The following is a 26,329-nucleotide window of genomic DNA, read 5'->3' on the forward strand; positions in this document are numbered from 1 at the left end:
CGCCGTGCGATTCTCGGTCGCGCGAGCCTTGGAGGCGCGCCGGCTGCGCCTGTCGCGCGGCATGCGACACGACACAAGAAGGCGTCTGCCGTCTTTCGAGAACAACAATGCGCAATGCTTTCCCGAATCCCTCTTCCGACAGTGCATCAGCCGACGCGGCGCTCGACGACCCGTCGCTCATCGCGCTTCGCAGCGGCAACACGGAACTGCGCGTGGCGCCGCGGATCGGTGGCTCGATCGCGGCGTACTTCGAGACGACTGATGCGGGCCCGGTTCACTGGATGCGCCCGGCGACCCGCGCTGCGCTCGACGCGCGCAACCCGCTTCAGATGGCGAGTTTTCCGCTGTTGCCGTATTGCAACCGCATTCGCGACGCGCGCTTCGATTTCGACGGCCAGTCGATCGACCTCTCCGGCGACGGCAACACGTTCGCGCATGCGCTGCACGGCAACGCGTGGCGGCGCGCGTGGCGCGTCGGCAAGCAGACCGCGAAGTCCGTCGAACTGCATCTGGAACACACGCCCGACGCTTCGATTCCGGGCGACTGGCCGTTTGCATATCAGGCGCGGCAGATAATCGAGCTGATCGGCGACGTGCTGCGTGTGACGCTGGGCGCGCGCAACCTGGCCGATCGTGCAATGCCGTTCGGCATGGGACATCATCCTTATTACCCGCGCACCGCGAATACCGTGGTGACGGCATCCGTCGATGCAATGTGGCACGCCGATCCGGACGTGCTGCCGACGCATCTGGGCGCGCATCCTGCCGTCGATGCGCTGCGCGACGGGCTGTCCGCCGACGCGTTCGATCTCGACAACAACTTCACGGGCTGGAAGCGCGAGGCGGTGATCGCGTGGACGGACGAGCATCGCAAGCTGACGCTCACCGCCGACGAGACGTTCGGGCAGATGGTGGTGTTCGCGCCCGCGAGCGAGGCGCTGCTGTGTGTCGAGCCGGTGTCGAATACGACCGACTGCTTCAATTCACCGGCTGACGCGCGGGAAAACGTTGGCGGCTGCGTGCTGAAACCCGGCGAATCGATCACCGGCGTGTTGCACTGGACGCCCGCCAGGTACTAAACGGAACGCGGGCTGCGACAGCGGGATTACAAGCGCCTCAACCCACCTGAAGCCGCGCCATATACGGCAGATGATCCGACAGCCACGCGGTTTCCTGCGCAGGCTGGATCCATTCGATCGGCTTCATGTCGCGCACGAACATCTTGTCGAGCGCGAGCGCCGGTGAGAACGCCGGGAACGTGCGCGCGGATTCGCCGAGCAGCGTCGCGACTTCGTGCAGGCCGTGTTCGGCGAAAAGCGGCACGGAATCGTTGCGCCAGTCGTTGAAATCGCCGGCGAGCACGAGCGGGCCGGTCGGCGCTTCCTTCGCGATCCAGTGCGCGATCCAGTTCATCTGACGCAGCCGGGCGGCGCGCGTCAGCGCGAGGTGCGCACACAGCAGCGTCACCGAGTGACCGGCAAACGTCGCGCGCGCAACCAGCAGGCCGCGCCGCTCGAAGCGATGTGCGGAAATGTCCCAGCGTCCGCCCAGATCGAGCGGATGGGGCGACAGAATGGCATTGCCGTGTCGCCACGAAGGCTTGAACACATTGGTGCCGAGCGCGATCTGCAATTGCAGCGAACTCGCGATTTCGGTGGCCTGGCAATGCCAGATATCGTCGATGGGCTCGCCCAGCGGCGCGCCGAAATTTGATGACAGCACCGGCGACGGCATCCGCCGCGCCATGGCTTCCTGCAGAAAATAGGCATCCGCGTGGGTCGACTGAACCCAGCGCTGCATCGCCTGCCAGGCCTGCAGGCCAAGCGGCGAGCGACCTTTGTGCAGGTTCCAGCTCACCGCGATGAAATCCTTGGGATGCGCGTTCTCGCGTATCAGTTCTTCGGGGTTTCGCATGCCGCGTTATCCGCTTCTTCTTTCGTCAATGTCAGGGGTTGGTCACGAGGCTCGCCTTTACACGGTAGACCAGTGTCGGGTCCTTGTCGACGATAGTCCAGGTGACCCACTGGCCGTCCGGCACCGTCAGCCCGGGATGGCTCGCCGCAACCCGACGCGGCTGCGGCGGCAGCTTGCAGCCCGTATCCGTCTGGCGCGCGCCGGGTTCCTCGATGGTTTCCTGCGCGTCGATCGCGAGCGTGACTTCGGTCGCCGAAGCCTGCAGTGGCGAAACGGTCAGTGTGCGGGACAGATCGATGCTGCCGCCCGGCGCATCCTTGCAGCCGACGTTGTGCGTCACCACGTGGTGATGCGTATCCGTGCGCGCCTGGCCGACGGTCGTCGTGCCATCGAATGCGTCGATCTGCTGACCGTCGCTGACGACCTGTAACTGCCACTGCACCGACTGCTGCGCGGGGCGCTGCTGCGCCCCGGCGTGAGTCTGGATCATGAGCGACGCAGTGCCGAACATCACGGCGACGACGCGGGTTTTCCACATGAAGAATCTCCGGGAAGGCTGCTTCCGGCGGGATGGGCAGGCGCCCATCTTACGCTCGATCGGGCCAATCGATTTCTGACACAGGGTACGGGGCGGGGTTCAGCAACGCCCTGTTTCAGGTGGTGACGCACAGGCCGCACTTCAACTGTTCCGACACCTGATTCGCGATGGACGCACGCGGCGTTCCCCCGTCCGCGGACGGGTTTCAGCGCGGCTGCGCGGGCGGTGGCGCTGTTAGCAGCACACCCTTCCGGCTGCTCGCTTGCAAGCGGACAGGGTCTCGATACACTGAAAATCAGGCGACGTCATGCCGGTGTCGCCGCGGCGGTAAAGCCCGGCAGATACGCACAAAAACGGGGTGAGCGATGACGACAGCCATGGTCAGACAGGAAATCGCGGTGGCGTCGTTCAGCCAGGTCTATGACCTCGATCGGGTCGAGACGGCGTTGAACGATCTCAGCGAAGGCGCGAACGACGCGCTGCGCGCCACCTACGAAATGATGCTGAAGGTCGGCAATCTGCGCTTTTGCGTGAAGCCGAACCGGATGCCGTCGATCGACGATCTGATCGGCGCGTTGCCCAACTTCGCGGAGCCGCTCGACGACGTGCGCCGTCAGGTCGCGCTGTGTCTCGAAACCGAAGACCGCCTCGAACTGATGCCGATTCTGCTGCTCGGCGATCCGGGCATCGGCAAGACGCATTTTGCGAAGCAGCTGTCGCGGCTGCTCGGCACGTCGTATCACTACGTGGCGATGAGTTCGCTCACGGCCGGCTGGATTCTGTCGGGTGCATCGTCGCAGTGGAAAAACGCGAAGCCGGGCAAGGTGTTCGAGGCGCTCGTGCGCGGTACTTTCGCGAACCCGGTGATTGCCGTCGACGAAATCGACAAGGCCACCGGAGACGCGCAATACGACCCGCTCGGCGCGCTCTATGCACTGCTGGAGCACGACACGGCGCAGACCTTCATCGACGAATTCGCCGAGGTGCCGATCAATGCCGCGCACGTGATCTGGATCGCCACCGCCAACAGTGCGCGCGGTATTCCGGAGCCGATCCTGAACCGCATGAACGTCTACGAGATTTCGCCGCCCGACCGCGACGGCGCGCGCCGGATCGCGCAGGCGATCTATCACGAGATCCGCTCGGCGCACGGCTGGGGCCAGCGCTTTCCCGCCGAACTCGGCGACGCCACGCTCGATGCGCTCGCGCAGGCTTCGCCCCGGGAGATGCGTCGCGCGATCCTCAATGGTTTCGGCGCTGCACGCATCGACAGTTGCGACGAGATCGGCGTCGCGCATATCCGGCTCGACTCTGGCGCTCGCCGCAAACCGATCGGGTTTTGACAAAATGTCGTGTTTGACCCGGCTTTTACGTCGTTTTATGCAAAAAAACCGCTCTCGGGCGGTTTTTCTGTCCGGGCGGCAAAGATTCATGCGCTTTTCATCGTTCCGGATGCCGGATTATTCTCTTTACAGAAATAGTCAATTTATTTTATCGATCTGGATTTTTGATAGCTGATGCCAGCGAGCCGGCCGTCCACAAGGTCGCGGGCATTCTGCATTCCGCGTTCTGAACGCCGACGTACAATTTTGATCAGTACAGGAGATACGTTCGACAACGCGCGGTGCGACGCGCGAAACGGCCGCATCCTGTTTTCGGAATTCATCGGTCGATCAGGTAGCGCGGGCAGGTAGCGCGGGCAAAATTCGCGTCAAGGGACATGGACCAAATCGAATGTGTAGTAATCGGCGCAGGCGTGATCGGCCTCGCCGTGGCGCGCGCGCTGGCGGCGCGCGGACGGGAAGTGATCGTGCTCGAAGCGGCCGAAGCGATCGGCGTCGGAACGAGCTCGCGCAACAGCGAAGTGATTCACGCAGGCCTCTATTACCCGCGCGGCTCGCTCAAGGCGTCGCTGTGCGTGCGCGGCCGCGAAATGCTCTACGACTACTGCGAGACGCATGGTGTGCCGCATCAACGCTGCGGCAAGCTGCTCGTCGCGACGGCGCGCAACCAGGTGCCGCAACTCGACAGCATTCTCGCGCGCGGCAAGGAAAACGGCGTACTTGATCTCGTGCGCATCAGCGGCGATGAGGCGCGTGCGCTCGAACCCGCGCTCGAATGCGTGGAGGCGGTGTTCTCGCCGCAGACGGGCATCGTCGACAGCCATCAACTGATGCTCGCGCTGCAAGGCGACGCCGGGCGCAGCGGCGCGATGTTCGCGTTTCACGCGCCGGTCGACGCCGTCGAGGCGAACAACGGACGTTTCGTCATCAAGGTCGGCGGCGTCGCGCCGACGACGATCAGCGCCGCATGCGTCATCAACAGCGCCGGCCTGCAGGCGAACCGGCTCGCGTGCAGCATCCGTGGTCTCGATGCGCGGCACGTGCCGCCGCTCTATCTGGCGCGCGGCAATTACTTCAGCGTGTCCGGGCGTGCGCCCTTCAGCCGGCTGATCTATCCGATGCCGAACGATGCCGGGCTCGGTGTTCATCTGACGATCGACCTGGGCGGCCAGGCGCGTTTCGGCCCCGACGTCGAATGGGTCGACACGATCAGCTATGACGTCGATCCGCGTCGAGCCGAGTCGTTTTACGCCGCGATCCGCGCGTACTGGCCGCAATTGCCGGATGGCGCACTGCAGCCGGCGTATGCGGGCATTCGTCCGAAACTCTCCGGCCCCGGCGAGCCTGCAGCCGATTTCCTGATTCAGGGGCCGGCAGCGCACGGTGTGCGCGGACTCGTCAACCTGTTCGGTATCGAATCGCCTGGATTGACGGCCTCGCTGGCGATCGCGCAGCGCGTCTGCGAACTGGCCGGACGCGCCTGAACCGCAGGCTGCGTTTCGCGTGAACGATGGCTGCGACAGGCCGGGCGCAGGCGAAACGACGCAGAATCGCGAGGCTGCGCGGATTCGCGCAGCCGCTATGAATTTGCTTATCCCTGACATTTGGGCTGACCCGTGCCCGCTTCATTGTTATTCTTGGAAACCGCTGTCGTTAGAACGGCGTTCAGTTCAATAACATGGAGTGAGTCCCCCATGAAGTCATCCCGTCGTACGTTTCTGATCACGAGCCTTGGCGTTGCGTCGTCGCTCGCACTGTCCCGCCAGGCGTTCGCCGACGCCCCGAAAGTCACCGAAAACGATCCGACCGCGCAGGCGCTCGGCTACAAGACAGACGCGAGCAAGGTCGACAAGGCGAAGTTCGCCAAATACGCGGCCGGCCAGGACTGCGGAAACTGCAGCTTCTTCCAGGGCAAGGCGGGCGATCCGTATGGCGGTTGCCCGATGTTCGCCGGCAAGCAGGTGGCCGCGACCGGCTGGTGCAGCGCATATAACAAGAAGGCCTGATCGTCTCGCGGGCCGCACTGCGGCTGGATCTTGCGGAAAAGCAGGGCAGCATCTCCCCCGCGAAGCGGCTTCACCGGATCGGCAGGCGCCGGTCGCATAATGCGACCGGCGCTTTTTTATAGTTGAAAACACCTACGACGATCTTTACACTCGCAGGGCATTTGCGATCGACGCGCTTGCCGGTGACAAGACCCGCCGGCGGCAACGCACGACGGGACACCTTACGAAGGCTGGAGATCCGGATGGCACACGCGTCAAAAGAAACGTCGAAGGGTGCGCCGAAAGTCGCATCAGCATCAACAAGCGCATCAAAAGGCGCATCGAGACAGGCGTTGAAAAGCCTCAATACGCGCGCGGTGATCGCGGCTGTCATCGGCAATGCGCTCGAATGGTACGACTTCGTCGTATTCGGCTTCCTCACGGTTGTCATCGCCGGACTGTTTTTCCCTTCCGGCAGCGAATATTCGTCGCTGCTTCTCACTACCGCGAGTTTTGGCGTCGCGTTCGTCATGCGGCCGGTCGGCGGCATCGTGCTGGGTCTGTACGCGGATCGCGCGGGTCGCAAAGCGGCGCTTTCACTTGTCATCGCGCTGATGACGCTCGGCATTTTCCTGCTTGCGATCGCACCGCCGTATTCGGCGATCGGCATTGGCGCGCCGGTGATGATCGTCGTGGGCCGGCTGTTGCAAGGCTTCTCCGCGGGCGGCGAATTCGGCAGCTCGACGGCCCTTCTGATCGAAGCCGCGCCGTTTTCGAAGCGCGGCTTTTACGGCAGCTTCCAGATGGCGAGCCAGGCAGCCGCGCTGCTGCTCGGCGCGGTAGTGGGCGCGGCGGTGACGCGCGGCCTTTCACCCGAAGCGCTCAGGGCATGGGGCTGGCGCGTGCCGTTCATCGTCGGCCTCGTGATCGGACCGATCGGGTTTTATATCCGCCGCAATCTTGCCGATTCCGAAGCGTTCCTGCACGCGAAACAGACCGCCCGGCGCGCGACGCTCGGCGAAGTCTTCAAAAGCCACAGCCGCGAAATCCTGTGCGGACTCGGCTCGGTGATCGCGCTGACGGTGACGATCTATGTGCTCATCAGCTATCTGCCGACGTTCGCGGTCAAGCAGCTGAAGCTGCCGTATGCAGACCCGTTCCTTGCGCTGATCGTGGGCAACCTGCTGCTGACCGTGCTGTGTCCGGTTGCCGGCGCACTCTCCGATCGCATCGGACGCAAGGGTCTGGCGTTGTGGTCGCTGATCATCACGCTCGTGATGATCTATCCGCTTTTCTCGTGGCTCGAAGCCGCGCCGAGCGTCTCGAAGCTGATCCTCGTGCAGGCGATGCTTTCGGTGGCGCTGTCGGGTTACTTCGGCCCGTTCGGCGCGATGATCGCGGAACTGTTCCCGGCGAACGTGCGCTCCACCGGGTTATCGCTCGCCTACAACATCGCGGTGATGGTGTTCGGCGGCTTCGGACCGTTCTTCGTGACATGGCTCATCAAGACCACCGATACGCCGCTCGCGCCGACTTACTACGTGATGGGCGGCCTCGCGATTTCGATCGTCGCGGTGGCATGCATTCCGGCGATGCGTCACGCGGACCTCGACGCGCGGCGCAAGCCGGCATGAAATCCCGAGCGTCGCGAGGAACGCGCGCGTGACCACGGCAATCCGCGCGATCGATCAGTCTCGCGCCTGCATCAACGGCGGACGGCGATCGAACCACGGACGTGCCGCCTCGAGTTGCGCGGCAAGACGAAAGAGCGTTGCCTCGCCGCCGTCGCGCGTTGCGAACTGCACGCCGACGGGCAGTCCGCGCGCGTTCCAGTAAAGCGGCACCGACATCGCGGGTTGACCCGTCAGATTGAATAGTTCGGTGCAGCCGGCCCACGCGAACGCCTTGTTCGACGTTTCCACCAGCATTTTCTTCATCAGCGCTTCGATGGGCATCGTGGTGAGCGCGCGCATCTGCATGCGTTCGACCTGCGTCGGCAGCATCTCGCCGATCTTGATCGGCGCGGCCGCGAGCGTCGCGCACAGGATCACGTCGTAGCGCGTCAGCAGGTCGGCCATTTTCGCGGTAATGCGCTGCTGTTCTTCCAGCGCGCCGGGCAATGCACGCTCGCCGAGCTTGCGGCCGATGTGCGCCATCGCCCACGAAGCAATTTCGAATTCGCCGCGCTGCGGTTTGCGTCCTGTCGTGCGCTCCGCGTCCAGCACGACGTCTTTCGCGATCACCGACCAGATCGTCAGGAACGCATGCCGGACAGCGTCGAAATCGATCCCCAGCGAAACGGGTTCGACATGGTGACCCAGCGATGCGGCGAGCTGCGCGGCGTCTTCGAGCGCGGCACGTGTGTCGGCCGACAGCGCGGGTGCGAGCATCGGGTCGGTGACGTAGGCGATGTGAAGCGGCTTGCACGGCTCACCAGTTGCGCCGAGAAACGTGCCCGGCGCGCCCTGGGGCAGCGCGGCATTGCCGGCGGTGAGATCGAGCAGCAACGCGCTGTCGCGCACGCTGCGCGAAACGGCGTGATCGACGCCGAGTTCGCCGGGCATCTGCACGGGCGCGGGCGGTTGCCTGCCGCGTGACGGCTTGAAGCCGAACAGCCCGCAGCAGGACGCGGGAATGCGTATCGAGCCGCCGCCGTCGGACGCGTGCGCGATCGGCACGATGCCGGCGGCGACCGCGGCCGCCGCGCCGCCGCTCGAACCGCCGGGCGTGTGATCGAGGCTCCACGGATTGCGGCACGGGCCGAACAGTTCGGGCTCCGTGTAGGGCATCTGGCCGATCTCGGATGTGCTCGTCTTGCCGAAGATATTGAGGCCGGCGGCACGGCTCAGCGTGACGATGGGCGCGTCTTCGGCGGGGACGAAGTAGCGGTAGTGGCGGCTGCCGAGCGACATCCGCAGGCCGGCGACAGGTGCGAGATCCTTGATCAGATAAGGCACACCGGCGAGTGCGCCGCCCGCATCGCCGTTGTGTTGGGGGACGCCGTCGTTCGCCGCATCGGCCGATGCGGACGCGGACGCGCGCTGGCGCGCGGCGTCATAGTCTTTCAGCACGAGCGCGTTGATCGCGGGATTGACCGCTTCGGCGCGGGCGATCGCGGTGTCCAGCAGCTCACGCGCGGTGACTTCGCGCTTGCGCACGAGTTCGGCGAGACCGATGGCGTCATGAGACAGATAATCGGATTGCACGACCGGCGCCCCCGCGGATGAATGGTGATATGTATGGCGTCGAGATGACGTCTGTATTGAATGCCGGACTAACCTCTGCTCGCGCGCCGTGGCTGCCGCCGGCGGCATGACGGATCATGCCGCCGGCGGTTTCGGCGTGATACGCGCGATGAAAACGGCTTACAGATGCTCGCCGAGGAACGTCAGCGTGCGGCCGTGCGCGAGTGCGGCGGCGCGCGGGTTGTACGAATCGCGGTCCGTGCAGTTGAAGCCGTGATCGGCGTTCGGATACAGATGGAATTCGACGTCGTCGCGACCGACGAAGCGCTCCTTCACCTGGCCCACCGCATCGATCGGAATACCGTGGTCGAGTTCGGCGTAGTGGAACTGCATTGGCACCTTGATCTTCGATGCTTCTTCGAGCCGGTTCTGGATGCCGCCGCCGTAGTAGGACACGGCTGCGTCGATGGTGCCCTGCGCGGCCGCGAGATAGGCGAGCCGGCCGCCGAAGCAGTAGCCGATCGCCGCGACCTTGCCTTTCACCTCCGGCAACGCGCGCAGCGCCGCGGCGCTCGCGCCGATGTCCGCGACGGCGAGCTCGACATCCGTCTTTTGCAGGATCTCGATGCCCCTGTCGCGGTCCGCGCCTGTGTAGGTCAGTTCCACGCGCGGCTGCGTGCGCCAGAAGATGTCCGGCGCAAGCGCGACGTAACCGTCCTGCGCATATTGATCGGCAACAGCCCGGATGTGGCTGTTCACGCCGAAAATTTCCTGAATGATGATGACGGCCGGACCCGATCCGCGCTTCGGCAGCGCCAGATAGCCCTGAAAGCTGTCATTACCGGCAGCGATGTCGATCCATTGGGAAGTCACGCTCACATCGATCTCCTTGAAGGGGGGAAGCCATGGCCATGGCGGCAAAAGCGGGCGGTCAGTGTGCCACCAAACGCGGCATGTTGCAGCGGCCCCGGGCGCGCTGCGACGGACCGCCTGCCGGTCGTGCGTGCGGGATCGGCAACGGGGCGGCATGATGCGCGTCCCGACGACGAAATTCGCCGCTTTTGCGAAGTGATCGAAGCAGTGCGGGCGCATTCGAAACATTAACGGTAATGGCGTCGCCAACCTTTAGTGCAATCTTTATAGAGCAAACCCTTGTATCGCGCAAACCCGCATGGGCCAAGCGTTTCCGGGGGGCGGCGAAGCGCCGGTTCAAGACGTGTGGGATAAACGCTATTAGTAGTGATCCCACTTTCTCAAAAAATTCCCGCAAATTAATTTGATGGCCTACACTTGCCCGCAAGTACGGGTAGCCATCTGCCAAAAACAGACCGGCTGACGTGCTGGCCAAGTGCATGAACGATGCAACCGGCGTGATCGTCCACGGGATGAAGACACGTGCAGGAAGCGGGGAACACAGGGCGATTACGTTGTTTTTGGGACCGAAACTGGAGACTTATATGAACATCAAGATTCAAAAGCTGTTGCCGATCAGCGCTGCGGCGATGCTGTTCGCGACGTTGGCAACATCGGCTGCAGCCGACACGATCGTCAAGATCGGTCACGTTGCACCGCTGACGGGCGGTATCGCCCACCTGGGTAAGGACAACGAAAACGGCGCACGTCTGGCAGTTGAGGAAATCAATGCAAAGGGCCTGACGATCGGCGGCCAGAAAATCACGCTCGAACTGGATGCGCAGGACGACGCAGCTGACCCACGTACGGCTACGCAGGTCGCACAGAAGCTGGTCGACGACAAGGTTGTGGCAGTGGTGGGCCACCTGAACTCGGGCACGTCGATCCCGGCATCGAAGATCTACAGCGATGCGGGCATCGTGCAGATCTCGCCGTCGGCAACGAACCCGGCTTACACGCAACAGGGTTTCAAGACGACCTACCGCGTCGTTGCAACCGATGCGCAACAAGGTCCGGCGCTGGCTAACTACGCAGCCAAGGGCATGAAAGTGAAGAGCGTCGCGATCGTCGACGACTCGACCGCTTACGGCCAGGGTCTCGCCAACGAATTCGAAAAGACCGCCAAGTCGCTGGGCATGAACGTGATGTCGCATGACGCGACGAACGACAAGGCTGTCGACTTCCGCGCGATTCTGACGAAGATCAAGGGCGAAAACCCGGACGCGATCATGTACGGCGGTATGGATGCAACCGGCGGCCCGTTCGCCAAGCAAGCCAAGCAGCTTGGCCTGCGCGCGAAGGTGCTGGCGGGTGACGGCGTGTGTACCGACAAGCTGGCGGACCTCGCCGGTGAGGCCACGGACAACATCGTCTGCTCGGAAGCCGGTATGGCGCTCGAGAAGATGGCTGGCGGTGCAGCGTTCCTCGCCAAGTATCAGAAGCGTTTCGGTCAGCCGATCCAGATCTACGCTCCGTTCACGTATGACGCTGTGTACATCATTGTCGACGCGATGAAGCGTGCGAACTCGACGGATCCGGCAAAGATCCTGGCAGAAATGCCGAGCACCGACTACAAGGGTGTGATCGGCGAAACCACGTTCGACTCCAAGGGCGACCTGAAGCACGGCGTGATCTCGCTGTACAACTACAAGGCAGGCAAGAAGACGCTGCTCGACGTAGTGAAGATGTAATACCGGCGTTCGATGTGGGCCAGGCTTGCCTGGTCTCACGCGAAGTCATGAAAGGCACGCGAAGCGCAAGTTTCGCGTGCTTTTTTCATGGTGCGATGAACCGGATGCGTGCGAATGACGACGTGAGAGCGTGACGAACAACAGCTAGCCGCCGGCAATCAGATTTTCAGCCAGCGCAGCACCCTGGGGCCGACGATCGCCACGAGCGCCGCGCACAGCGCGACCACCGAAAGGCCGATCGGCAGGCTCGTCACCTGCGTGACACCCCCGATCACAACCGGTCCGAGCAGCAACCCGAAGTACGCGAGCCCCGCGACGTGCGCGAGCCCTTCGGCCGCGTGGACGCCTTCGACGCGCGCGGCCGCCGCGAACAGCACCGGCATCATGTTCGCGAGCCCGAGACCCATTAGCGTAAAGCCAGTTAGCGCGGCCACCGGGTATGGCAGCAGCAGTGCGCCGATCATGCCGGCGCACGCGAGCGATGCGCTCGCCATGATCAGTTGCGGCGCGCCAAAACGCGCACGCACAGCGTCGCCCGCGAAGCGCGCGGCGGCCATGCCGCCCGAAAACGCGGCGTATGCCGCGCTTGCGACGGCCGGCGTCGACAGCACGACGTCGCGCATATAGACCGTCGCCCAGTCGTACATCGCGCCCTCGGCCACCAGCGCGATCAGCGCGATGCCACCCAGTGCCCACAACGCCGGCGAGCGCCAGCGGTTCACGCGCGGCGTGCCGGCGTCGGCCCGTTCGTGATGTGGCACGTGCGGCAGCACGGCGGGACACGCAACCACCAGCACCAGCGCGCACAGCCCGCCCGCGAGCAGCAGATGCACCGCCGGCGCCATGCCCCACGACAGCACCGCGCCACCCACCACCGCACCGGCCATCCCGCCCACGCTGAACACGCCGTGCAGCGACGACATGATCGGCCGCGCCAGTGCTTCCTCGACCGCGCTGGCTTCGGCGTTCATGGCCACATCGAGCGTCGCCATCGCCGCGCCGAACGCGGCCAGCACGGCCAGCAACATCCAGTACATCGGCACGACGAGAATCAGCATCCCGGCAAACGACATCGCAAGCCCGCCGGTCAGGCACGCTCGCCGTGTGCCGACGCGCGCGATCCATTTCGCATTGGTCGCCATCGCGACGATCGATCCGACCGCGACGGCCAGCAGCGCGAAAGACAGCATCGCCGGATTCAGGTGGAAACGGTCGCGCACGGTAGGCACGTGAACACCCCACGAGCCGTACATCATGCCGGCGACGAAGAAGAGCGCCATCGTTGCATAGCGTGCGCGCTCGCGCGCGGCGTCCGGCAGACTGCTGTGGGCGGCGGGCGGGGTGGCGAAAGCGGAAGGACGGTCGGACACGGAATTTCCGTTCTGAAAGAGAAAGCGCGCTGAAAGCGAAATGACGATTCTATCGAAGCAGGCGGACCCGCGTGTGAATCCGCTGAACTACTATCTACTTCCATGTCGATCCGCCGGCATGTGTTGAAACCGGTGCGCCGGCGGTTTTCACGCCCCTTCCGGAGGTCGTCCGCTTGAATATTCCCGCACACGCGCCGCTGCATCTGCTTCATCAGGTCGCCGTCGGCACCCTGGCTACGCGCGCGCGCCAGCCTCAAGGGTATCCCTATCCGACCGTACTGCCGTTCGCACCCGATGCGAATCACCGGCCGACGATCCTCGTCAGCCGGCTCGCGGAACACACGCGGAATCTGCAGGCCGACCCGCGCGCCGGGTTCCTGGTCGTGCACGCGCCCGAAGGCGATGTGCTGAACAGTCCGCGCGTCACGCTGCTCGGGACCTTCGAAGCGGTCGATCCCACGCCGGAACGCGTGCAGCGCTATCTGCGTTATCACCCGGACGCTGAACAGTATCTGACGCTTGGCGATTTCACGTTCTGGCAGATGTCGCTGGAGCGGATACGCTATATCGGCGGCTTTGGCGCGATGGGCTGGCTCGACGCGGGCGATCTCGACCCGCTCGATCCACTCTCACCGGATGAAGAATCCGCGCTGACGGAATTCTTCGATCACCATCCGGGGCGCGGCGGCGAACTCGACCTCGCGGGTATCGATCGTTACGGCGCCGACCTGAAAATCGGCGGCCATCGCACGCGCTTTATGTTCGACGCGCCGAAACTGGATTCCGCCAGCTTGCACGACGCGCTGGCGGACTGCATCGAGCGACACGCCGATTAAATGCCTTGTTTCGGGAAAACACCTAAACAAGCGGTTTGAAGGTTGGTGACCGCACCATTGTTTACCTTGATACCGGGGAAAGTTCCCATGGGATGAGATGTTGCGGTTAAATATCTGGACTTATTTTCATGATTTGAGAAGTAATCGTGATATTCATGAGATGACTCGCAATTTTCTTCAGTGAAATATGAATTGCTGCCAAATGCCAGATTCGTGAACGTGAAGGCAACACGTGAAGTATTCTGAAACGGACAATAATAATTTTCTTCAACGGCTTTTCTCCTGTTTCTATTTTGTGTTAATCTCGCCAGCAAAATTCCGAGGCATGAACATCTACTTACAGCGAGCAGGCAAAAGACCGGCCGCCAATTAACCGAACCACAAGGGAATCTATGTCTTCGTACAAGGAACTACTCGCTCAGCGAGAGAAGCTGGAAAAGCAGATCGAAGAAGCGAAGTCGCGTGAATATGCGGAAGTGCTGAACGAAATCAAGCAGAAAATGGCTGACTACGGTATTACGCTTGCCGAGCTCGGCGGCGGTCGTGGGAAGGCTGCAAAGGTTGGTCGTCCGCGCGCTGGCGTGGCGCCGAAATATCGCGATCCGGATAGCGGCAGCACCTGGTCCGGCCGTGGCAAGCCACCGCGCTGGATTGCAGGCAAGGACCGCGAAAAGTTTCTGATCGCACGATAGGCACATCCTGTTTCGATCCGTTGCCATGCAGCGTCCGAATCGGTAAACGATTGCCGCACCGGGAAAACCGCGCTACCGCAAGGAGTGCGGTTTTTTATTGCCCGCGTTTTGACGCACCGCTCACACGCTACGCTGCTGGTATTCCTCAGGCGATCGGAATACGAATGCTTCGTGTTTTTATAACCGGCTGATTTGAAAGGGAAATTTTTATAGTTAACTTCCCTGTCACGCGATGCCCGGTAAAATGAACACGTTCAATATTTTCCTTTCATTTTGTATGCCGCTCACCGCCGTCGATTCTTCCGCGGAAAAGCATCAGGTTGCACGCCGGAGCACGTTCGTCAGTATCGTGCTCAATGCCGTGCTGATGTCGTTCCAGATTACGATTGGTGTGATTGCCCATTCGCAGGCGCTCGTTGCGGACGGCGTGCATTCGCTCGCCGATCTGGTTTCCGATTTCATCGTCCTGCTCGCGAACCGGCATAGCGGCGCGAAACCCGACGCCGATCACAATTACGGGCACAGCCGCTATGAAACCGTGGCGTCGCTGTTTCTCGGCGGATTGCTGATCGCTGTGGGCGTTGGCATGTTGTGGCGTGCCGGAACGCGTCTCGCCAGTCTCGACGATATTCCGGCCGTCCATATCAGCGCGTTCGTCATCGCGGTGGTGGTGCTCGTTTCGAAGGAAAGCCTCTTTCACTACATGTTGCGCGAGGCGAAGCGCGTGCGCTCGGCCATGCTCATCGCCAACGCGTGGCACGCGCGCTCGGACGCGGCGTCGTCGCTGGTCGTCGCGCTCGGTATTCTCGGAAGCCTTGCGGGTGTGCGTCTGCTCGATCCGATCGCGGCGGCGATCGTCGGCTTCATGGTTGCCCGCATGGGCTGGGTATTCGGCTGGGAGGCGCTCCAGGATCTGTCCGACCGCGCACTCGACGAAGCCTCCGCCGACGACGTGCGCGCGCTCCTGATGGCCACGCCCGGCGTGCGTGACGTGCACGAACTGCGCACACGCAAGATGGGCGATTTCGCGCTCGTCGACGCGCACATTCTGGTCGATCCGGGCATTTCGGTTTCGGAAGGGCATTACATCGCTGAATCGGCGCGCATCCGGGTGCTGAAAGACCAGCGCGTGCTCGATGCGCTGATTCATGTCGATCCCGAAAACGATGCCCTCGCGAGGCCGCCGGTCAATCTGCCGCCGCGCGCGCAGATCGTCACCGAGATCGAAGCGGCGTTTGCGGCGCATCAGATGAAGCCACAGGCGATCAATCTTCACTATCTCAGTACAGGACTGGATGTCGAGGTGACGTTGCCTCCCGCTACCGACGACGGTCATGCCTCGGAGGGTGTCGAGCTTGCCGGATCGCTCGATCTGGCCGGCCTGAAGCGCAGGCTCGGCGCGCGAAGGTTGAGCGTCGCGCGGGCGCTGACGGTGGTCGATGCGTCAGCGGCACCATCGGGCGCATCGGTGGCGCCGGACGCGCAACCTCTCGAACACGAGCGTCACGACGCGGATTGAAGCGGCCAATACCGCTCCGCACATGAGTGCAATCCGCGCGTCGCGATGCGACGATCAGTTCAATGGCGCGGTGGTCGACGCGCGTTTAAAGCGGCAATTGCGTATCGAACTTGATTTCGCGCAACACGACGCTCGTACGCACCTGCGCGACGGCGGGAATCTTGAAGATGCGCTCATGCAGAAACGCGTCGTACGCCTTGATGTCGGGCGCCACGATTTTAAGGATGTAGTCGGATTCGCCGGTTGTGCTGTAGCACTCGGTGACTTCGGGGCAGGTAGCGATCTCACGCTCGAACTGTTCGACGCCGCCTTCCGTGTGGCGCGTGAGATGGATGTGCGCAAGTGCGCAGACGTGCAGACCGAGTTTTTCGCGATCGAGTAGCGCGGTGTAGCGCTGGATCACGCCGGACTGTTCCATATCCTTGATCCGGCGCCAGCACGGCGTGCTCGACAGCCCGACCTGATCGGAGATTTCCTGCACGGAACGGCGTGCATCGAGCTGCAAGAGGCGCAGGATTTTTTGCGAGAACGTATCGAGTGTCAACTGCGCCTCCGTTTTTGCGTCGCCATGTCCCTGAATCTGAATGGTAGAGGTCGCAAAAACGAAACGCAATGTAAAACGCGCTTGACGAGGGAGATTACCTAATTTGCCGGTTCACCGGCGACGTTTTGTCCTGAGGCGTCCCTATCAGCGGCTTGCGCGGCGGATTGTTGCGCGGCGCGCAATTCCGCCAGCATGTTGCAGAAAAGCGCGCCCTGTTCGATCGCGTCGTCCAGCGCGACATGCGTGTGCGGGTGGTCGTCGAACCAGTGCTTCGGAAAGCGTGGCTTGATGCACTTGCGGTACGGCAGCCCCGTCATCGCGAACGCGAGCGTCTTGATATCGAGCGCGGACCACGAGAAGGGACAGCGCCCCGTGAAGCGCATCATGTACCAGAACATGAACGTGAAATCGAAGCCCGCCGGCATCGCGACGAACACGGGCTTGCCGGGCAGCGCCTCGACCCATTCGACGTAGGCATTGAGCGCCGAGTCGGGTTGCTGCAGGTCCTTGCGGCATGCCGCCCATGCGTCCGGCTGGGTTTGCCACCACGCGGCCTGCACCGGATGCGGCGCCGCGCCTTCCAGCAACGCCAGGTTCGCGGAAAATGTGGCGATCAGCTTTTTGTCGGCGGTGTAGGCCGCCGAGGCGAAACTCAACATGGAATGCGGACCGGGAATCGGGCCGTCCGCTTCGACATCCGTGCTCACATAGATTTCGGCGGTCATGCGTTGGCTCCGTCCGCGACGTACGGATTCGTGCGGCGTTCGGCGCCGAACGTCGATGTTGGCCCGTGACCGGGCACGAATGTCACGTCGTCGCCGAGCGGCCAGAGTTTTTCGCGGATCGCGCGAATCAGGTCGCCGTGATTGCCGCGTGGAAAATCGGTGCGGCCAATCGAGCCGGCGAACAGCACATCTCCGACGATCGCAAGCCGATGCCCGCGGCTGAAGAAGATCACATGGCCCGGCGTATGCCCCGGGCAGTGGTACACCTCGAGCGTTTCATTGCCAAAGCTCACCGTTTCGCCGTCCTGCAGCCAGCGGTCGGGCTCGAACGCCTGCGCTGCGGGAAAGCCGAAGCGCGCGCTCTGTGCCGGCAGCTGGTCGATCCAGAAGCGCTCGTCTTCGTGTGGCCCCTCGATCTTCACGCCGTAATGATCGGCCAGCGTTTTCGCGCCGGCGCAGTGGTCGATATGGCCGTGGGTAAGCAGCACCTTTTCGACCGTCACGTTCTGCCGCTCGACCTCCCGCTGGATGATGTCGAGGTCGCCGCCAGGGTCGACCACAGCAGCGCGCCCGGTCGCTTCGCAAACAAGCAGCGAGCTGTTCTGCTGGAACGGGGTGACAGAAATCAGGGTGACTTTCATAAGGACGCGGGCCGCTGCAAAAGCCCGATTGTACCGGCCGCCGGAAGCCGCCGCCGCCCGGCCAGACGACATATCGACAATGCCCATTTTTACATCCATAGTGAAAATGAATGACGGATCGGGGTGGTCCAGGGCGCCGACAATGTGTTTTGGGTATAATGACTACATCATGCACGGAAGCCGTGCTGTCAATTGGCGATATGTCACCCTTTTTTGAGCGGGTGTTTTTAATCGCCGTCAAGTTTGTGCCGTGCTGTTTTGACGGCAAATCAAGCATCGACTGAGGTCGATGCGCACGTCTTGTCCAGCCAGGCGCAACGCGTCTGCAACGGCCTAGCTGCCGTGCCGCTGGATGGGGCCTACGCCGCCGTTCCTGCCCGCCGTTTCTGGCGCGCAAGAACGTGATTGCCACGTTCGATGGCGGCTTGTGGGGTCTGGTCAGGCTGCCGGGGACAGGTTGCGCCAGACGTGAAAACTAACCGTGCGGTAGCGGCAGAGTATGTCGCATCCGGGCTTTCGAAGCTCTGCGCAAAAAGGCGCAGCGTTTTGCTTTGTCCTTGCCGCCGGAGTCGCAGGCAACTCGCAGCGATCGCGAGATGCGGCTCGACAATGTGAATACACGTCTTATGAACACTCGACTACCTCGACGTATCGGGAGTCTTTTGGCTTTTCTGGTCATGACCGGGTGCGCGATGCCACCTGGTCCGGCCACCCAGACCAGCGGCGCGCCGCTGGCCACGAAGGATGCGCGCACGGCCAGCAACGGCGTGCCGCAGTCGTTCGGTACGACTACGACCTTCGGCAAGCCGTCCGCTGATGGCGGCAAGTCGCTCGCCGATGCCACGCCGCTCGACGACAAGAGTCCCGACGTTTCGGACTTCCACCAGACCGGACGGGCCTCGTGGTACGGCCGCTTCTTCCATGGCCGCAAGACGGCCAATGGCGAGCGCTATAACATGCACGCGCTCACCGCGGCGCACAAGACGCTGCCGCTCGGTTCCTATGTCCGTGTGACGAATCCGGCGACGTCGCGCTCGGTCGTGGTTCGCATCAACGATCGCGGTCCGTTCGTGCGCGGCCGTGTGATCGATCTTTCGTATGCGGCTGCGACGGCGCTCAACATGGAGCACGTTGGCACCGCGCGCGTGACGATTGAAGGGTTGTCGCCGCAGGAAGCGCGCGCCGCGCTGAATAACGAAACGCTGGCCATGAATCCCTCCGGCGCGGACAAGTAAGCTGGAAGTACGGGTTCGTTGAACCTGTGTCAGCGAGTGAACGCTTCAACTAAGGGCCGCCACCGTGCGGCCCTTGATCTTTCCTGAGCGCAAGCGCGCGCGTGTACAGCGCGTTGCGCGATGTGCCCGTGATGGCGGCCGCCACTTTTGCGGCGCTGCTTACCGACATTTCTTCCATCAGGATGCTGAGCAGGGCATCGTGATCGGTCTCACCCGACGCTTCGCGCGGTGCGCCTTCCACCACCACCACGAACTCACCGCGCTGACGGTTCGGATCGGCCGCCAGCCACGTTGGCCCTTCGGCCAGGGTGCAGCGGTGTAGCGACTCATGTAACTTCGTCAGCTCACGTGCGATGAGCAGCCGGCGGCTACCGCCGAATGCTTCGGCGAGCGCCTCGACTGTTTCGACGATGCGATGCGGCGCTTCGTAAAACACCAGCGCGTAAGGGTGAGCGGCAAGTTCGGCGAGCGCGGCTGCGCGCTGCTTTGCCCTGGGCGGCAGAAAGCCGATAAACGAGAACGTGGCAACCCAGTCGCCTGCGGCGCTCAGTGCCGTGGCAAGCGCGCTGGCGCCTGGCAGTGGAATGACGGGATAGCCGGCTTCGCGCACCGCATCGACGAGTTTTGCGCCCGGGTCCGAAATGCCGGGCGTGCCCGCGTCCGACACGCAGGCTACGCGTTCGCCCGCCTGCAGATGCTCGATCACGCGGTGCGCGGCGGCGCTTTCGTTGTGCTGATGCACGGCAATGAGCGGCTTCGAGATGCCGTAGCGCGCGAGGAGCTGGCCGGTGTTGCGTGTGTCTTCGGCGGCGATGCGGTCCACGAGTCCAAGCACGTGCAGTGCGCGCACCGTGATGTCGGCCACGTTGCCGATCGGTGTCGCGACCACATACAGCGCGGCGGCAGGATATTGCTGCCCTTGCGCAAGTTCGGTGAGAGGAGTCATGAAGCAGAAGACACAGACAGACGAAGCAAGGCCGACATTGTGCCACGCGCAGCCCCAGGTTCCGGGGCACACGCGTGAACACACCGGTGCGCCCCGCGCCGTGGACAACTTTTCAGGATACCAGCGGTCCAATGTCGTCGGAGCGGCATTCGAAGCGCACGCGCTCACTTTCCTGCAGCGTCAGCGTCTGCGCTTCGTTGCGCGCAACGTGTTGTGTCGAGGCGGCGAGATCGACCTCGTGATGCGTGATCGCGATGGCACGCTGGTGTTCGTCGAGGTTCGCGCGCGCAGTCAGCGGCGCCATGGCGGCGCGGCGGCGAGCGTCGGGTGGCAGAAGAAGCGGCGTATCGTGCACGCTGCGCAGCACTATCTGGCAACGCGCACGTCAGGTACTGCGGCGTGCCGGTTCGACGTGGTTGCATTCGAAGCCGGGCGGCTTGTGTGGTTGCGCGATGCGTTTCGCGCCGACGAAGTGTGAGCTAACGTTCTGATTGCGCGCCTGAGTACGCTAAACTTGCGAACGCGTGCGGGTTGCCATCGTTTTGCACGATGTCGCGCCCATGATGGTTGTCCCCATCGCATGCGTTGACCGGATTGCCGGAATCATGTGACGCGTGCATCCCTGCGTGCCTCGATGCAGGCTAAATTTGCAGTACAAGATAGAGACTCGATGTCAGTCGAACGCATTCAACAACACTTCCGTGATAGCGCGGCAGTCAAGCTCGAAGCACTCGAAACATTGTCGATGCCGATCGCCGCGGCGGTCGATACGATGTTCACCGCGCTTGCCAACGGCAATCGCATTCTTGCGTGTGGCAACGGTGGCTCGGCGGCGGACGCGCAGCACTTCGCCGCGGAACTCATCGGTCGCTTCGAACGCGAGCGGCCAGGTTTGCCGGCGATCGCGCTGAGCACCGATTCGTCGGTGATCACCGCGATTGCCAACGACTATTCGTTCGACCAGATTTTCTCGAAGCAGGTCCGCGCGCTGGGCCAGCCTGGCGACGTCCTGCTCGCGATCACCACGTCGGGCAATTCGGCGAACGTGCTCGCCGCCATCGACGATGCGCACGAGCGCGAAATGATCGTCGTCGCGCTCACGGGGAAAGGCGGCGGGCGCATGAACGAAATGCTTTCGGATACCGACATTCACATCTGCGTGCCGTCCGACAGAACGGCACGTATTCAGGAAGTGCATTTGCTGACCGTCCATTGTCTGTGCGATGGCATCGATGCCATGTTGCTGGGCGAAGACTAATCTAAGGGGAACAGGTTGATGAGCGCATTCCGCGTCAAGAAAACACTGGTGAGAACTGTCCTCGTGGTCGGTTTCGCGGCGGGACTCTCCGCGACGCTGCAGGGCTGCTTCCTGGCTGTGGCGGGCGCGGCGGGCGGCGGCGCGCTGGTGGCCACGGATCGTCGCACGCTGGGCGCGCAGACCGAGGATCGTGAGATTCAGGTGAAGGCGCTCACGCAGATCAGCGACAACGTGCCGGACTCGTCGCATATCAACGTGACCGTGTTCAACCGTCGCGTGCTGATTACCGGCGAAGTGCCGGACGACGCGTCGAAGCAGAAGGCCGAAGCCGTCGTGCGCAATATCAACAACGTGAACGCGATCGTCAACGAACTGGCGATTGCACCAGCAAGCTCGTACTCGTCGCGCACGAACGACACGTATCTGGAAGGCCGCGTGAAGACGGCGCTGATCGCCGAAAAGGACATCTCGGCGAACAACTACAAGGTCGTCTGCGAACGGGGCAATATCTATCTGATGGGCCTCGTTACCGTCGACGAGGGCAACCGCGGTGCGGACGTCGCGAGTCGCGTGTCAGGTGTCACGCAGGTTGTGAAGGTGTTCCAGTACATCCTGCCGCAGGAAGCTGCCGCGGCCACTGCTGCAGCGGCCGCAGCGAGCGGGACGGATGCGGCGCAGCCGCCGGTCAACCCTCCGACCGTCGGCGCGGTGCCGGATTCGTCGGTCACTTCGCGTCCGCTCGACACACAGCCGCCGGCGCCCGTGATGAACTCGAATTCGGTGCATCCGGGTAATCCGAACGCGACCACGCCGTGAAGATGGCCGATCGCCTGATGCGCGGCGGACCGGCCGTGATCGCAGCGTGTGCTGGCGTCAGCCTTGCCGCGTCGCTTTTTGTGTCCGCACCCGCGCTCGCGGCCGACACGCCACGCGGGTTGACCGTCGCGCAGGGTAACGCGTGCATGGGATGCCACACCGTCGACCGCAAGCTCGTCGGGCCGTCGTTCCGGCAGATCGCGAGCAGGTACAAGGGCGACCCGCTCGCGACCACGAAACTCGTGAAGAAGGTGAAAGACGGTGGGTCCGGCGTCTGGGGCGCGATTCCGATGCCGGCTCATCCGTCGATGAGCGATGCGGATGTCCGCGCGGTGGTCGAGTGGGTGCTGGCCGGCGCGCCTTCGTCGAAATGACGGGGCGCAAGGCTGGTTGAAGGCGTCGCAAAACCGAAAAACGTTGTGCTAAAATCATGAGTCGTTGGGGCGGTAGCTCAGCTGGGAGAGCGTCGCGTTCGCAATGCGAAGGTCGTGAGTTCGATCCTCATCCGCTCCACCACCCAGGATTCACTCACCAGCACAGCATCAAAAAAACCCCCGACAGCCCATGGCTGTCGGGGGTTTTTGCATTTCATCCCCCGAATCCGGCAGCCCTGCGATATTCGCGCATACGTAAAAAATAGAATAGAGCGTCGACCTGCGTCAGCGCACCGCGTACTGCGTCACCTCCTGGCTTCTATGCTTGGAATCGCAATGACTTCAATCAGATAAAGAGAGGAAAACGTATCTCTCCCTGTGAGAGAAATATCATGAAAATCCGCATGCAATATCATCTGGCCTGTCAGGAACAGGCACCCCGCGCCCACGCCACAGCGGCCGGCGCAGTACATTCATCGTGGTTCGCCCCGAACGCAAGCTGTGCCTGCGTGATTGCGTCCATCGCATCTGCGACGTTAAACCGCAGGGGGGCGGCTCGTTGCGAACGCGTTGACGCCGCACCATGCACGCTGGGCAAAACCGCTTCATCGCGGCATCGGGTCAGCCAGACATCGCATAACTGGAGGGCGGCGTCATGAATACCGTGAACGACGAACGTCTCGAACTCCTGCAGTCGATCGCCCACGAAACCCTGGGGATCTCTTTGCTGCAACCGACTGGCAAGCCGACCGAGGATTTCCGCATAATCAGCATCGAAAATCTCGCATGCGCGCTCGAAGCCGCGTACGACGCCGGATTGCTGGTCGGTGCTCAGATCGTGCGTGCCGCGAGCGAAACGCGCTGCAGCGAGTAACGAACAAGGCGGCCCGCACTGGGCCGCTTTTCCAGTTCGCGCTCCGGACCATCCGCTCAGCATTGGCATCGCGAGTACGGAAACGCAGCGCTTCGGGATGCCGTGCCATGCCCGATGCCGCCGACACGGCGCTCTACGAGCCAAAAGCCCAAGACACCGGCGCAATCGCTCCGCGCGTAACTGGTCGACGTGCGAATGGAAGAACGCGCCGTCGAGTCCCTCGCGGGACGCCTGACAGTCATTTATTTTATCCGGATGTTATTGCGTTTCATATTTTAACCCGGATATAATTTATCGAATTCATCCAATGAGGGGAGTTCGGCATGACCAGTCCAGTCACCTGCATCGCTTTCGAAGGCGTTCGCCGTATTGCATCTGGCGCGCTGAAAGACGTGGCGATTGCTGTGAAATCCGTCGTCGACCGGGGCGAAAGTGCGCCTGTGCTGATTTTCGACAGCGTGACGAGCCAGCCTGTCGAGTTCGATCTGCGCGGCTCGGTCGATGAAGTCATTGGTCGACTGCCAGGCGTGGAAGTAGCACCGCCGCCGGCTACGAACGAAGAAGCGCCGCGCGGACGTGGGCGCCCGAAGCTTGGTGTCGTCGCACGTGAGGTGACGTTGCTGCCGCGTCATTGGGACTGGCTCAACGGCCAGCCGGGCGGCGCGTCGGTTGCGCTACGCAGGCTGGTGGACGCAGCGCGTGCGGCAAATGAGGACCGCGATCACGCGCGTCGGGCGCAGGAGGCGACGTATCGGTTCATGACGGCGCTGGCCGGCAACCTGCCTGGATTCGAAGACGCAACGCGCGCGCTCTTTGCGAACGACCGCCCGCGTTTCGAAGATCTGACAGCGCAGTGGCCCGCTGACGTTCGCGATCACGCGCGGAGTCTGTCGGAGCCGGCGCTCCGTGCTTCAGCCTGAAACACGGTAGGGGAACGAAAGAAGGGAAAGAAACGAAGAACCAAAAAAAACCGTTCACGCAGCGAGTGCGTGAACGGAAAGTCGGAGAGTTACAACAGTGCTGACGTTACACATGGAATCACGCAGCGGTTGCAGTGTAGCCACGCGTGAGTACCTCAAACATCAGATGAATCCCAATCGGACGAACGCCTGATCCGAACATCGAGGTTGGCTTTCGCGGACCTTTCGTGCTTCATTCGCAGACTTGAATTCTGGCTATTCGTGCGTCAAGTCAGCCCCCTCCTGGCCGTAAACAAGGCGTACGAGCGCGGTATCCGCGCTGCATGGTGTGTGGCGTGAGAGACCTTCTCCAGATCCAGATGTACAAACAGGCGAATGACATGAAATGGTTTGACCGGTTGACCGTGTTGAGAAAATTGCTGCTGGCGTTTGCGCTCGTCACGGGCTTTGGTGTCGTGACCGGCGTCGCGGGTATGACGGCGCTGTCGGCGCTGCACGGGCTCACGGAGGCAATCGGTGGCCGGTACATGGATGGCCTCTACTGGATGGAAGAGGCGAACCGCCACAAGGTCGACACGGATCTCGCCGCCGCGAATCTCGGCTACGCATCCGACGATGCGGGCCGCCAGCGTCTGAAAGACGAGATCGTCGGCTCGCTGAAGGAGATGCACTCGGCGTTCGACAGCTTCGCCGCGACCATCACGACCAGCAAGGGCCAGACATTGCTCGACGACGTGATGAAAGCGAACACGGTCTGGGAAGGGATTGTGCGTCAGCAGATCGGCCTCGATCCGGTTCCGGCGGGCGTCGACAACGCGGAGCTCGTGCGCCGTGCGATCGCGGCGAGCGTCGCGATGCGCGAGCGCATCACCGTCGTCATCGAATATCGACGTCAGCGCTCAACCGATGCGCAGGCGGACGCCACCGCCCGCTACGAACGCATGCGCGTCATCATGATCGCGCTGGTGCTCGCGTCGATGATCGTGGGCATGGTGCTCGCATGGCTGATCGCGCGGCGTCTGTCGCGGCAACTCGGCGGCGAGCCGGATTACGCGGCTGACATCGCGAATCGCATCGCCGCCGGCGATCTCGCCGTGCGCGTCGACACCCGCGCGGGCGACAACGACAGTCTGCTCTTCGCGCTCGGCAACATGCGCGAGCGGCTGGCGGGCATCGTCGGCGGCATCAGTACGTCGAGCGAATCGATCCTGATTGCCTCGGGTGAAATCGCGCAGGGCAATGCCGATCTCTCGCAGCGCACGGAAGAGCAGGCGGCTTCGCTCGAAGAAACCGCATCGAGCATGGAGCAGCTCACCGCGACCGTGCGGCAGAACGCGGACAACGCGCAGCAGGCAAGCGGCGTCGCGCACGGCGCAGCGGAAGTGGCGGCGCGCGGCAGCGTGCTGGTGAACGATGTTGTCGATACGATGCGCGATCTGGCGGCAGGCTCAAAACGGATGACGGACATCATTGCCGTGATCGAGGGCATCGCGTTTCAGACCAACATCCTCGCGTTGAACGCGGCCGTCGAAGCGGCTCGGGCAGGCGAGCAGGGTCGTGGCTTCGCGGTCGTCGCGGGCGAAGTGCGCTCGCTCGCGCAGCGCAGCGCGCTCTCGGCGAAGGAAATCAAGGAGCTGATCGAGAACTCGACGACGCGTGTCGACAGCGGCGCCGAACTGGCCGAGCGCGCGGGCCGGACGATGACCGAGGTGACGCACGCGGTCAAACGTATGAACGACATCATGGGCGAGATTTCGGCTGCATCGACCGAGCAGAGCACCGGCATCGAACAGGTCAACCGCGCGGTCGCGCAGATGGACCAGGTGACGCAACAGAACGCCGCGCTCGTCGAACAGGCGGCCGCGGCTGCAGGTTCGATGGCGGATCAGGCGCAGCAGTTGAAGTCGGCCGTTTCAGTGTTCACCGTGAAGGCGCGCGCGGCCTGATTGCCGGATCGCGCGGGGCCGGCGCCCGCCGGAGAAAAGTTGGTGGAGCCCCCCCCCCCAAGCCG

General features: G+C 62.9%; 27 protein-coding genes and 1 tRNA gene. 18 read left to right on the forward strand and 10 right to left on the reverse strand.

Going from position 1 to position 26,329, the window contains the following annotated elements:
• Positions 1-107: 107 nt before the first annotated feature.
• Positions 108-1,079, forward strand: a complete 972-nt coding sequence (locus LPA37_RS21270) for an aldose 1-epimerase (protein WP_229013662.1) — start codon at positions 108-110, stop codon at positions 1,077-1,079.
• Between the two features lie 37 nt (positions 1,080-1,116).
• On the opposite strand, the gene LPA37_RS21275 is transcribed toward LPA37_RS21270, so the two are convergent.
• Both LPA37_RS21275 and LPA37_RS21280 read right to left on the reverse strand, forming a co-directional pair.
• Entirely contained in the window at positions 1,117-1,914 is a 798-nt protein-coding gene (locus LPA37_RS21275; protein WP_228980172.1) for an endonuclease/exonuclease/phosphatase family protein, read from the reverse strand.
• A gap of 31 nt (positions 1,915-1,945) precedes the next feature.
• Complete coding sequence (locus tag LPA37_RS21280; RefSeq protein ID WP_228980174.1) at positions 1,946-2,452, reverse strand: hypothetical protein; 507 nt, start codon at positions 2,450-2,452, stop codon at positions 1,946-1,948.
• A gap of 365 nt (positions 2,453-2,817) precedes the next feature.
• On the opposite strand from LPA37_RS21280, the gene LPA37_RS21285 reads away from it, so the two are divergent.
• From LPA37_RS21285 to LPA37_RS21295, 3 genes are all read left to right on the forward strand, one after another.
• Positions 2,818-3,795 carry an AAA family ATPase gene (locus tag LPA37_RS21285; protein WP_228980176.1) on the forward strand — a complete coding sequence of 326 codons (978 nt, stop codon included), beginning with the start codon at positions 2,818-2,820 and terminating at the stop codon, positions 3,793-3,795.
• Positions 3,796-4,172: 377 nt separating this feature from the next.
• Positions 4,173-5,279, forward strand: coding sequence for an NAD(P)/FAD-dependent oxidoreductase (locus LPA37_RS21290; RefSeq protein ID WP_228980177.1), 1,107 nt, complete (start codon positions 4,173-4,175; stop codon positions 5,277-5,279).
• A gap of 210 nt (positions 5,280-5,489) precedes the next feature.
• Positions 5,490-5,801, forward strand: a complete 312-nt coding sequence (locus LPA37_RS21295) for a high-potential iron-sulfur protein (RefSeq protein WP_228980180.1) — start codon at positions 5,490-5,492, stop codon at positions 5,799-5,801.
• Between the two features lie 70 nt (positions 5,802-5,871).
• Here the strand turns inward: LPA37_RS21295 and LPA37_RS21300 are convergent, their stop codons facing one another.
• Positions 5,872-6,174: a hypothetical protein gene (locus LPA37_RS21300; protein ID WP_228980182.1), complete on the reverse strand. Its 303-nt coding sequence runs from the start codon at positions 6,172-6,174 to the stop codon at positions 5,872-5,874.
• On the opposite strand from LPA37_RS21300, the gene LPA37_RS21305 reads away from it, so the two are divergent.
• Positions 6,134-7,414 (forward strand): MFS transporter, encoded by a 1,281-nt coding sequence (locus tag LPA37_RS21305; protein WP_228980184.1) that lies wholly within the window; start codon positions 6,134-6,136, stop codon positions 7,412-7,414. The two genes, LPA37_RS21300 and LPA37_RS21305, sit on opposite strands and share 41 nt — an antisense overlap.
• 54 nt (positions 7,415-7,468) lie before the next feature.
• On the opposite strand, the gene LPA37_RS21310 is transcribed toward LPA37_RS21305, so the two are convergent.
• On the reverse strand, positions 7,469-8,986 hold the full coding sequence (locus tag LPA37_RS21310; RefSeq protein WP_229013663.1) for an amidase: 1,518 nt from the start codon (positions 8,984-8,986) through the stop codon (positions 7,469-7,471).
• Between the two features lie 159 nt (positions 8,987-9,145).
• On the reverse strand, positions 9,146-9,844 hold the full coding sequence (locus tag LPA37_RS21315; protein ID WP_228980188.1) for a dienelactone hydrolase family protein: 699 nt from the start codon (positions 9,842-9,844) through the stop codon (positions 9,146-9,148).
• 578 nt (positions 9,845-10,422) lie between these two features.
• Between LPA37_RS21315 and LPA37_RS21320 the strand changes: the two genes are divergently transcribed.
• Positions 10,423-11,568: a branched-chain amino acid ABC transporter substrate-binding protein gene (locus tag LPA37_RS21320; RefSeq protein WP_228980191.1), complete on the forward strand. Its 1,146-nt coding sequence runs from the start codon at positions 10,423-10,425 to the stop codon at positions 11,566-11,568.
• 158 nt (positions 11,569-11,726) lie between these two features.
• Here the strand turns inward: LPA37_RS21320 and LPA37_RS21325 are convergent, their stop codons facing one another.
• Complete coding sequence (locus tag LPA37_RS21325) at positions 11,727-12,938, reverse strand: MFS transporter (RefSeq protein WP_228980193.1); 1,212 nt, start codon at positions 12,936-12,938, stop codon at positions 11,727-11,729.
• A gap of 173 nt (positions 12,939-13,111) precedes the next feature.
• Between LPA37_RS21325 and LPA37_RS21330 the strand changes: the two genes are divergently transcribed.
• From LPA37_RS21330 to LPA37_RS21340, 3 genes are all read left to right on the forward strand, one after another.
• On the forward strand, positions 13,112-13,774 hold the full coding sequence (locus LPA37_RS21330) for a HugZ family pyridoxamine 5'-phosphate oxidase (RefSeq protein WP_228980195.1): 663 nt from the start codon (positions 13,112-13,114) through the stop codon (positions 13,772-13,774).
• A 392-nt stretch (positions 13,775-14,166) separates the two neighbouring features.
• On the forward strand, positions 14,167-14,466 hold the full coding sequence (locus tag LPA37_RS21335; RefSeq protein ID WP_090527228.1) for an H-NS histone family protein: 300 nt from the start codon (positions 14,167-14,169) through the stop codon (positions 14,464-14,466).
• Between the two features lie 277 nt (positions 14,467-14,743).
• Positions 14,744-15,985, forward strand: a complete 1,242-nt coding sequence (locus tag LPA37_RS21340) for a cation diffusion facilitator family transporter (protein ID WP_229013669.1) — start codon at positions 14,744-14,746, stop codon at positions 15,983-15,985.
• 85 nt (positions 15,986-16,070) lie between these two features.
• On the opposite strand, the gene LPA37_RS21345 is transcribed toward LPA37_RS21340, so the two are convergent.
• The 3 genes from LPA37_RS21345 to LPA37_RS21355 all read right to left on the reverse strand — a co-directional run bounded on the left by LPA37_RS21345 (position 16,071) and on the right by LPA37_RS21355 (position 17,895).
• A complete protein-coding gene (locus LPA37_RS21345) occupies positions 16,071-16,529 on the reverse strand; it encodes an Lrp/AsnC family transcriptional regulator (protein ID WP_074263115.1) in 459 nt (152 codons plus the stop codon).
• A gap of 98 nt (positions 16,530-16,627) precedes the next feature.
• A complete protein-coding gene (locus LPA37_RS21350) occupies positions 16,628-17,254 on the reverse strand; it encodes a 3'-5' exonuclease family protein (RefSeq protein WP_228980199.1) in 627 nt (208 codons plus the stop codon).
• Positions 17,251-17,895 carry an MBL fold metallo-hydrolase gene (locus LPA37_RS21355; RefSeq protein WP_229013664.1) on the reverse strand — a complete coding sequence of 215 codons (645 nt, stop codon included), beginning with the start codon at positions 17,893-17,895 and terminating at the stop codon, positions 17,251-17,253. Before LPA37_RS21355 ends, LPA37_RS21350 begins: the two co-directional genes overlap by 4 nt.
• A gap of 626 nt (positions 17,896-18,521) precedes the next feature.
• On the opposite strand from LPA37_RS21355, the gene LPA37_RS21360 reads away from it, so the two are divergent.
• Positions 18,522-19,130: a septal ring lytic transglycosylase RlpA family protein gene (locus LPA37_RS21360; protein ID WP_407672590.1), complete on the forward strand. Its 609-nt coding sequence runs from the start codon at positions 18,522-18,524 to the stop codon at positions 19,128-19,130.
• Between the two features lie 49 nt (positions 19,131-19,179).
• On the opposite strand, the gene rsmI is transcribed toward LPA37_RS21360, so the two are convergent.
• A complete protein-coding gene (gene rsmI, locus LPA37_RS21365; protein ID WP_228980203.1) occupies positions 19,180-20,076 on the reverse strand; it encodes a 16S rRNA (cytidine(1402)-2'-O)-methyltransferase in 897 nt (298 codons plus the stop codon).
• A gap of 37 nt (positions 20,077-20,113) precedes the next feature.
• On the opposite strand from rsmI, the gene LPA37_RS21370 reads away from it, so the two are divergent.
• From LPA37_RS21370 to LPA37_RS21405, 8 genes are all read left to right on the forward strand, one after another.
• The gene (locus tag LPA37_RS21370; RefSeq protein ID WP_407672594.1) at positions 20,114-20,554 is read left to right on the forward strand and encodes a YraN family protein; all 441 of its coding nucleotides are present in this window, start codon (positions 20,114-20,116) and stop codon (positions 20,552-20,554) included.
• Between the two features lie 192 nt (positions 20,555-20,746).
• Complete coding sequence (locus LPA37_RS21375) at positions 20,747-21,334, forward strand: phosphoheptose isomerase (protein ID WP_228980207.1); 588 nt, start codon at positions 20,747-20,749, stop codon at positions 21,332-21,334.
• Positions 21,335-21,352: 18 nt separating this feature from the next.
• Positions 21,353-22,150, forward strand: coding sequence for a BON domain-containing protein (locus LPA37_RS21380; RefSeq protein ID WP_229013665.1), 798 nt, complete (start codon positions 21,353-21,355; stop codon positions 22,148-22,150).
• Positions 22,147-22,524 carry a c-type cytochrome gene (locus LPA37_RS21385; RefSeq protein WP_407672591.1) on the forward strand — a complete coding sequence of 126 codons (378 nt, stop codon included), beginning with the start codon at positions 22,147-22,149 and terminating at the stop codon, positions 22,522-22,524. Before LPA37_RS21380 ends, LPA37_RS21385 begins: the two co-directional genes overlap by 4 nt.
• 66 nt (positions 22,525-22,590) lie before the next feature.
• A tRNA-Ala gene (locus LPA37_RS21390) sits at positions 22,591-22,666 on the forward strand.
• A 513-nt stretch (positions 22,667-23,179) separates the two neighbouring features.
• A complete protein-coding gene (locus tag LPA37_RS21395) occupies positions 23,180-23,398 on the forward strand; it encodes a DUF6900 domain-containing protein (RefSeq protein WP_228980224.1) in 219 nt (72 codons plus the stop codon).
• 323 nt (positions 23,399-23,721) lie between these two features.
• Positions 23,722-24,318 (forward strand): DUF2239 family protein, encoded by a 597-nt coding sequence (locus LPA37_RS21400; RefSeq protein WP_229013666.1) that lies wholly within the window; start codon positions 23,722-23,724, stop codon positions 24,316-24,318.
• 380 nt (positions 24,319-24,698) lie between these two features.
• Positions 24,699-26,264 (forward strand): methyl-accepting chemotaxis protein, encoded by a 1,566-nt coding sequence (locus tag LPA37_RS21405; protein WP_228984152.1) that lies wholly within the window; start codon positions 24,699-24,701, stop codon positions 26,262-26,264.
• Positions 26,265-26,329 lie beyond the last annotated feature (65 nt).

The organism is Paraburkholderia gardini, assembly GCF_907164545.1.
Classification (GTDB): domain Bacteria; phylum Pseudomonadota; class Gammaproteobacteria; order Burkholderiales; family Burkholderiaceae; genus Paraburkholderia; species Paraburkholderia gardini.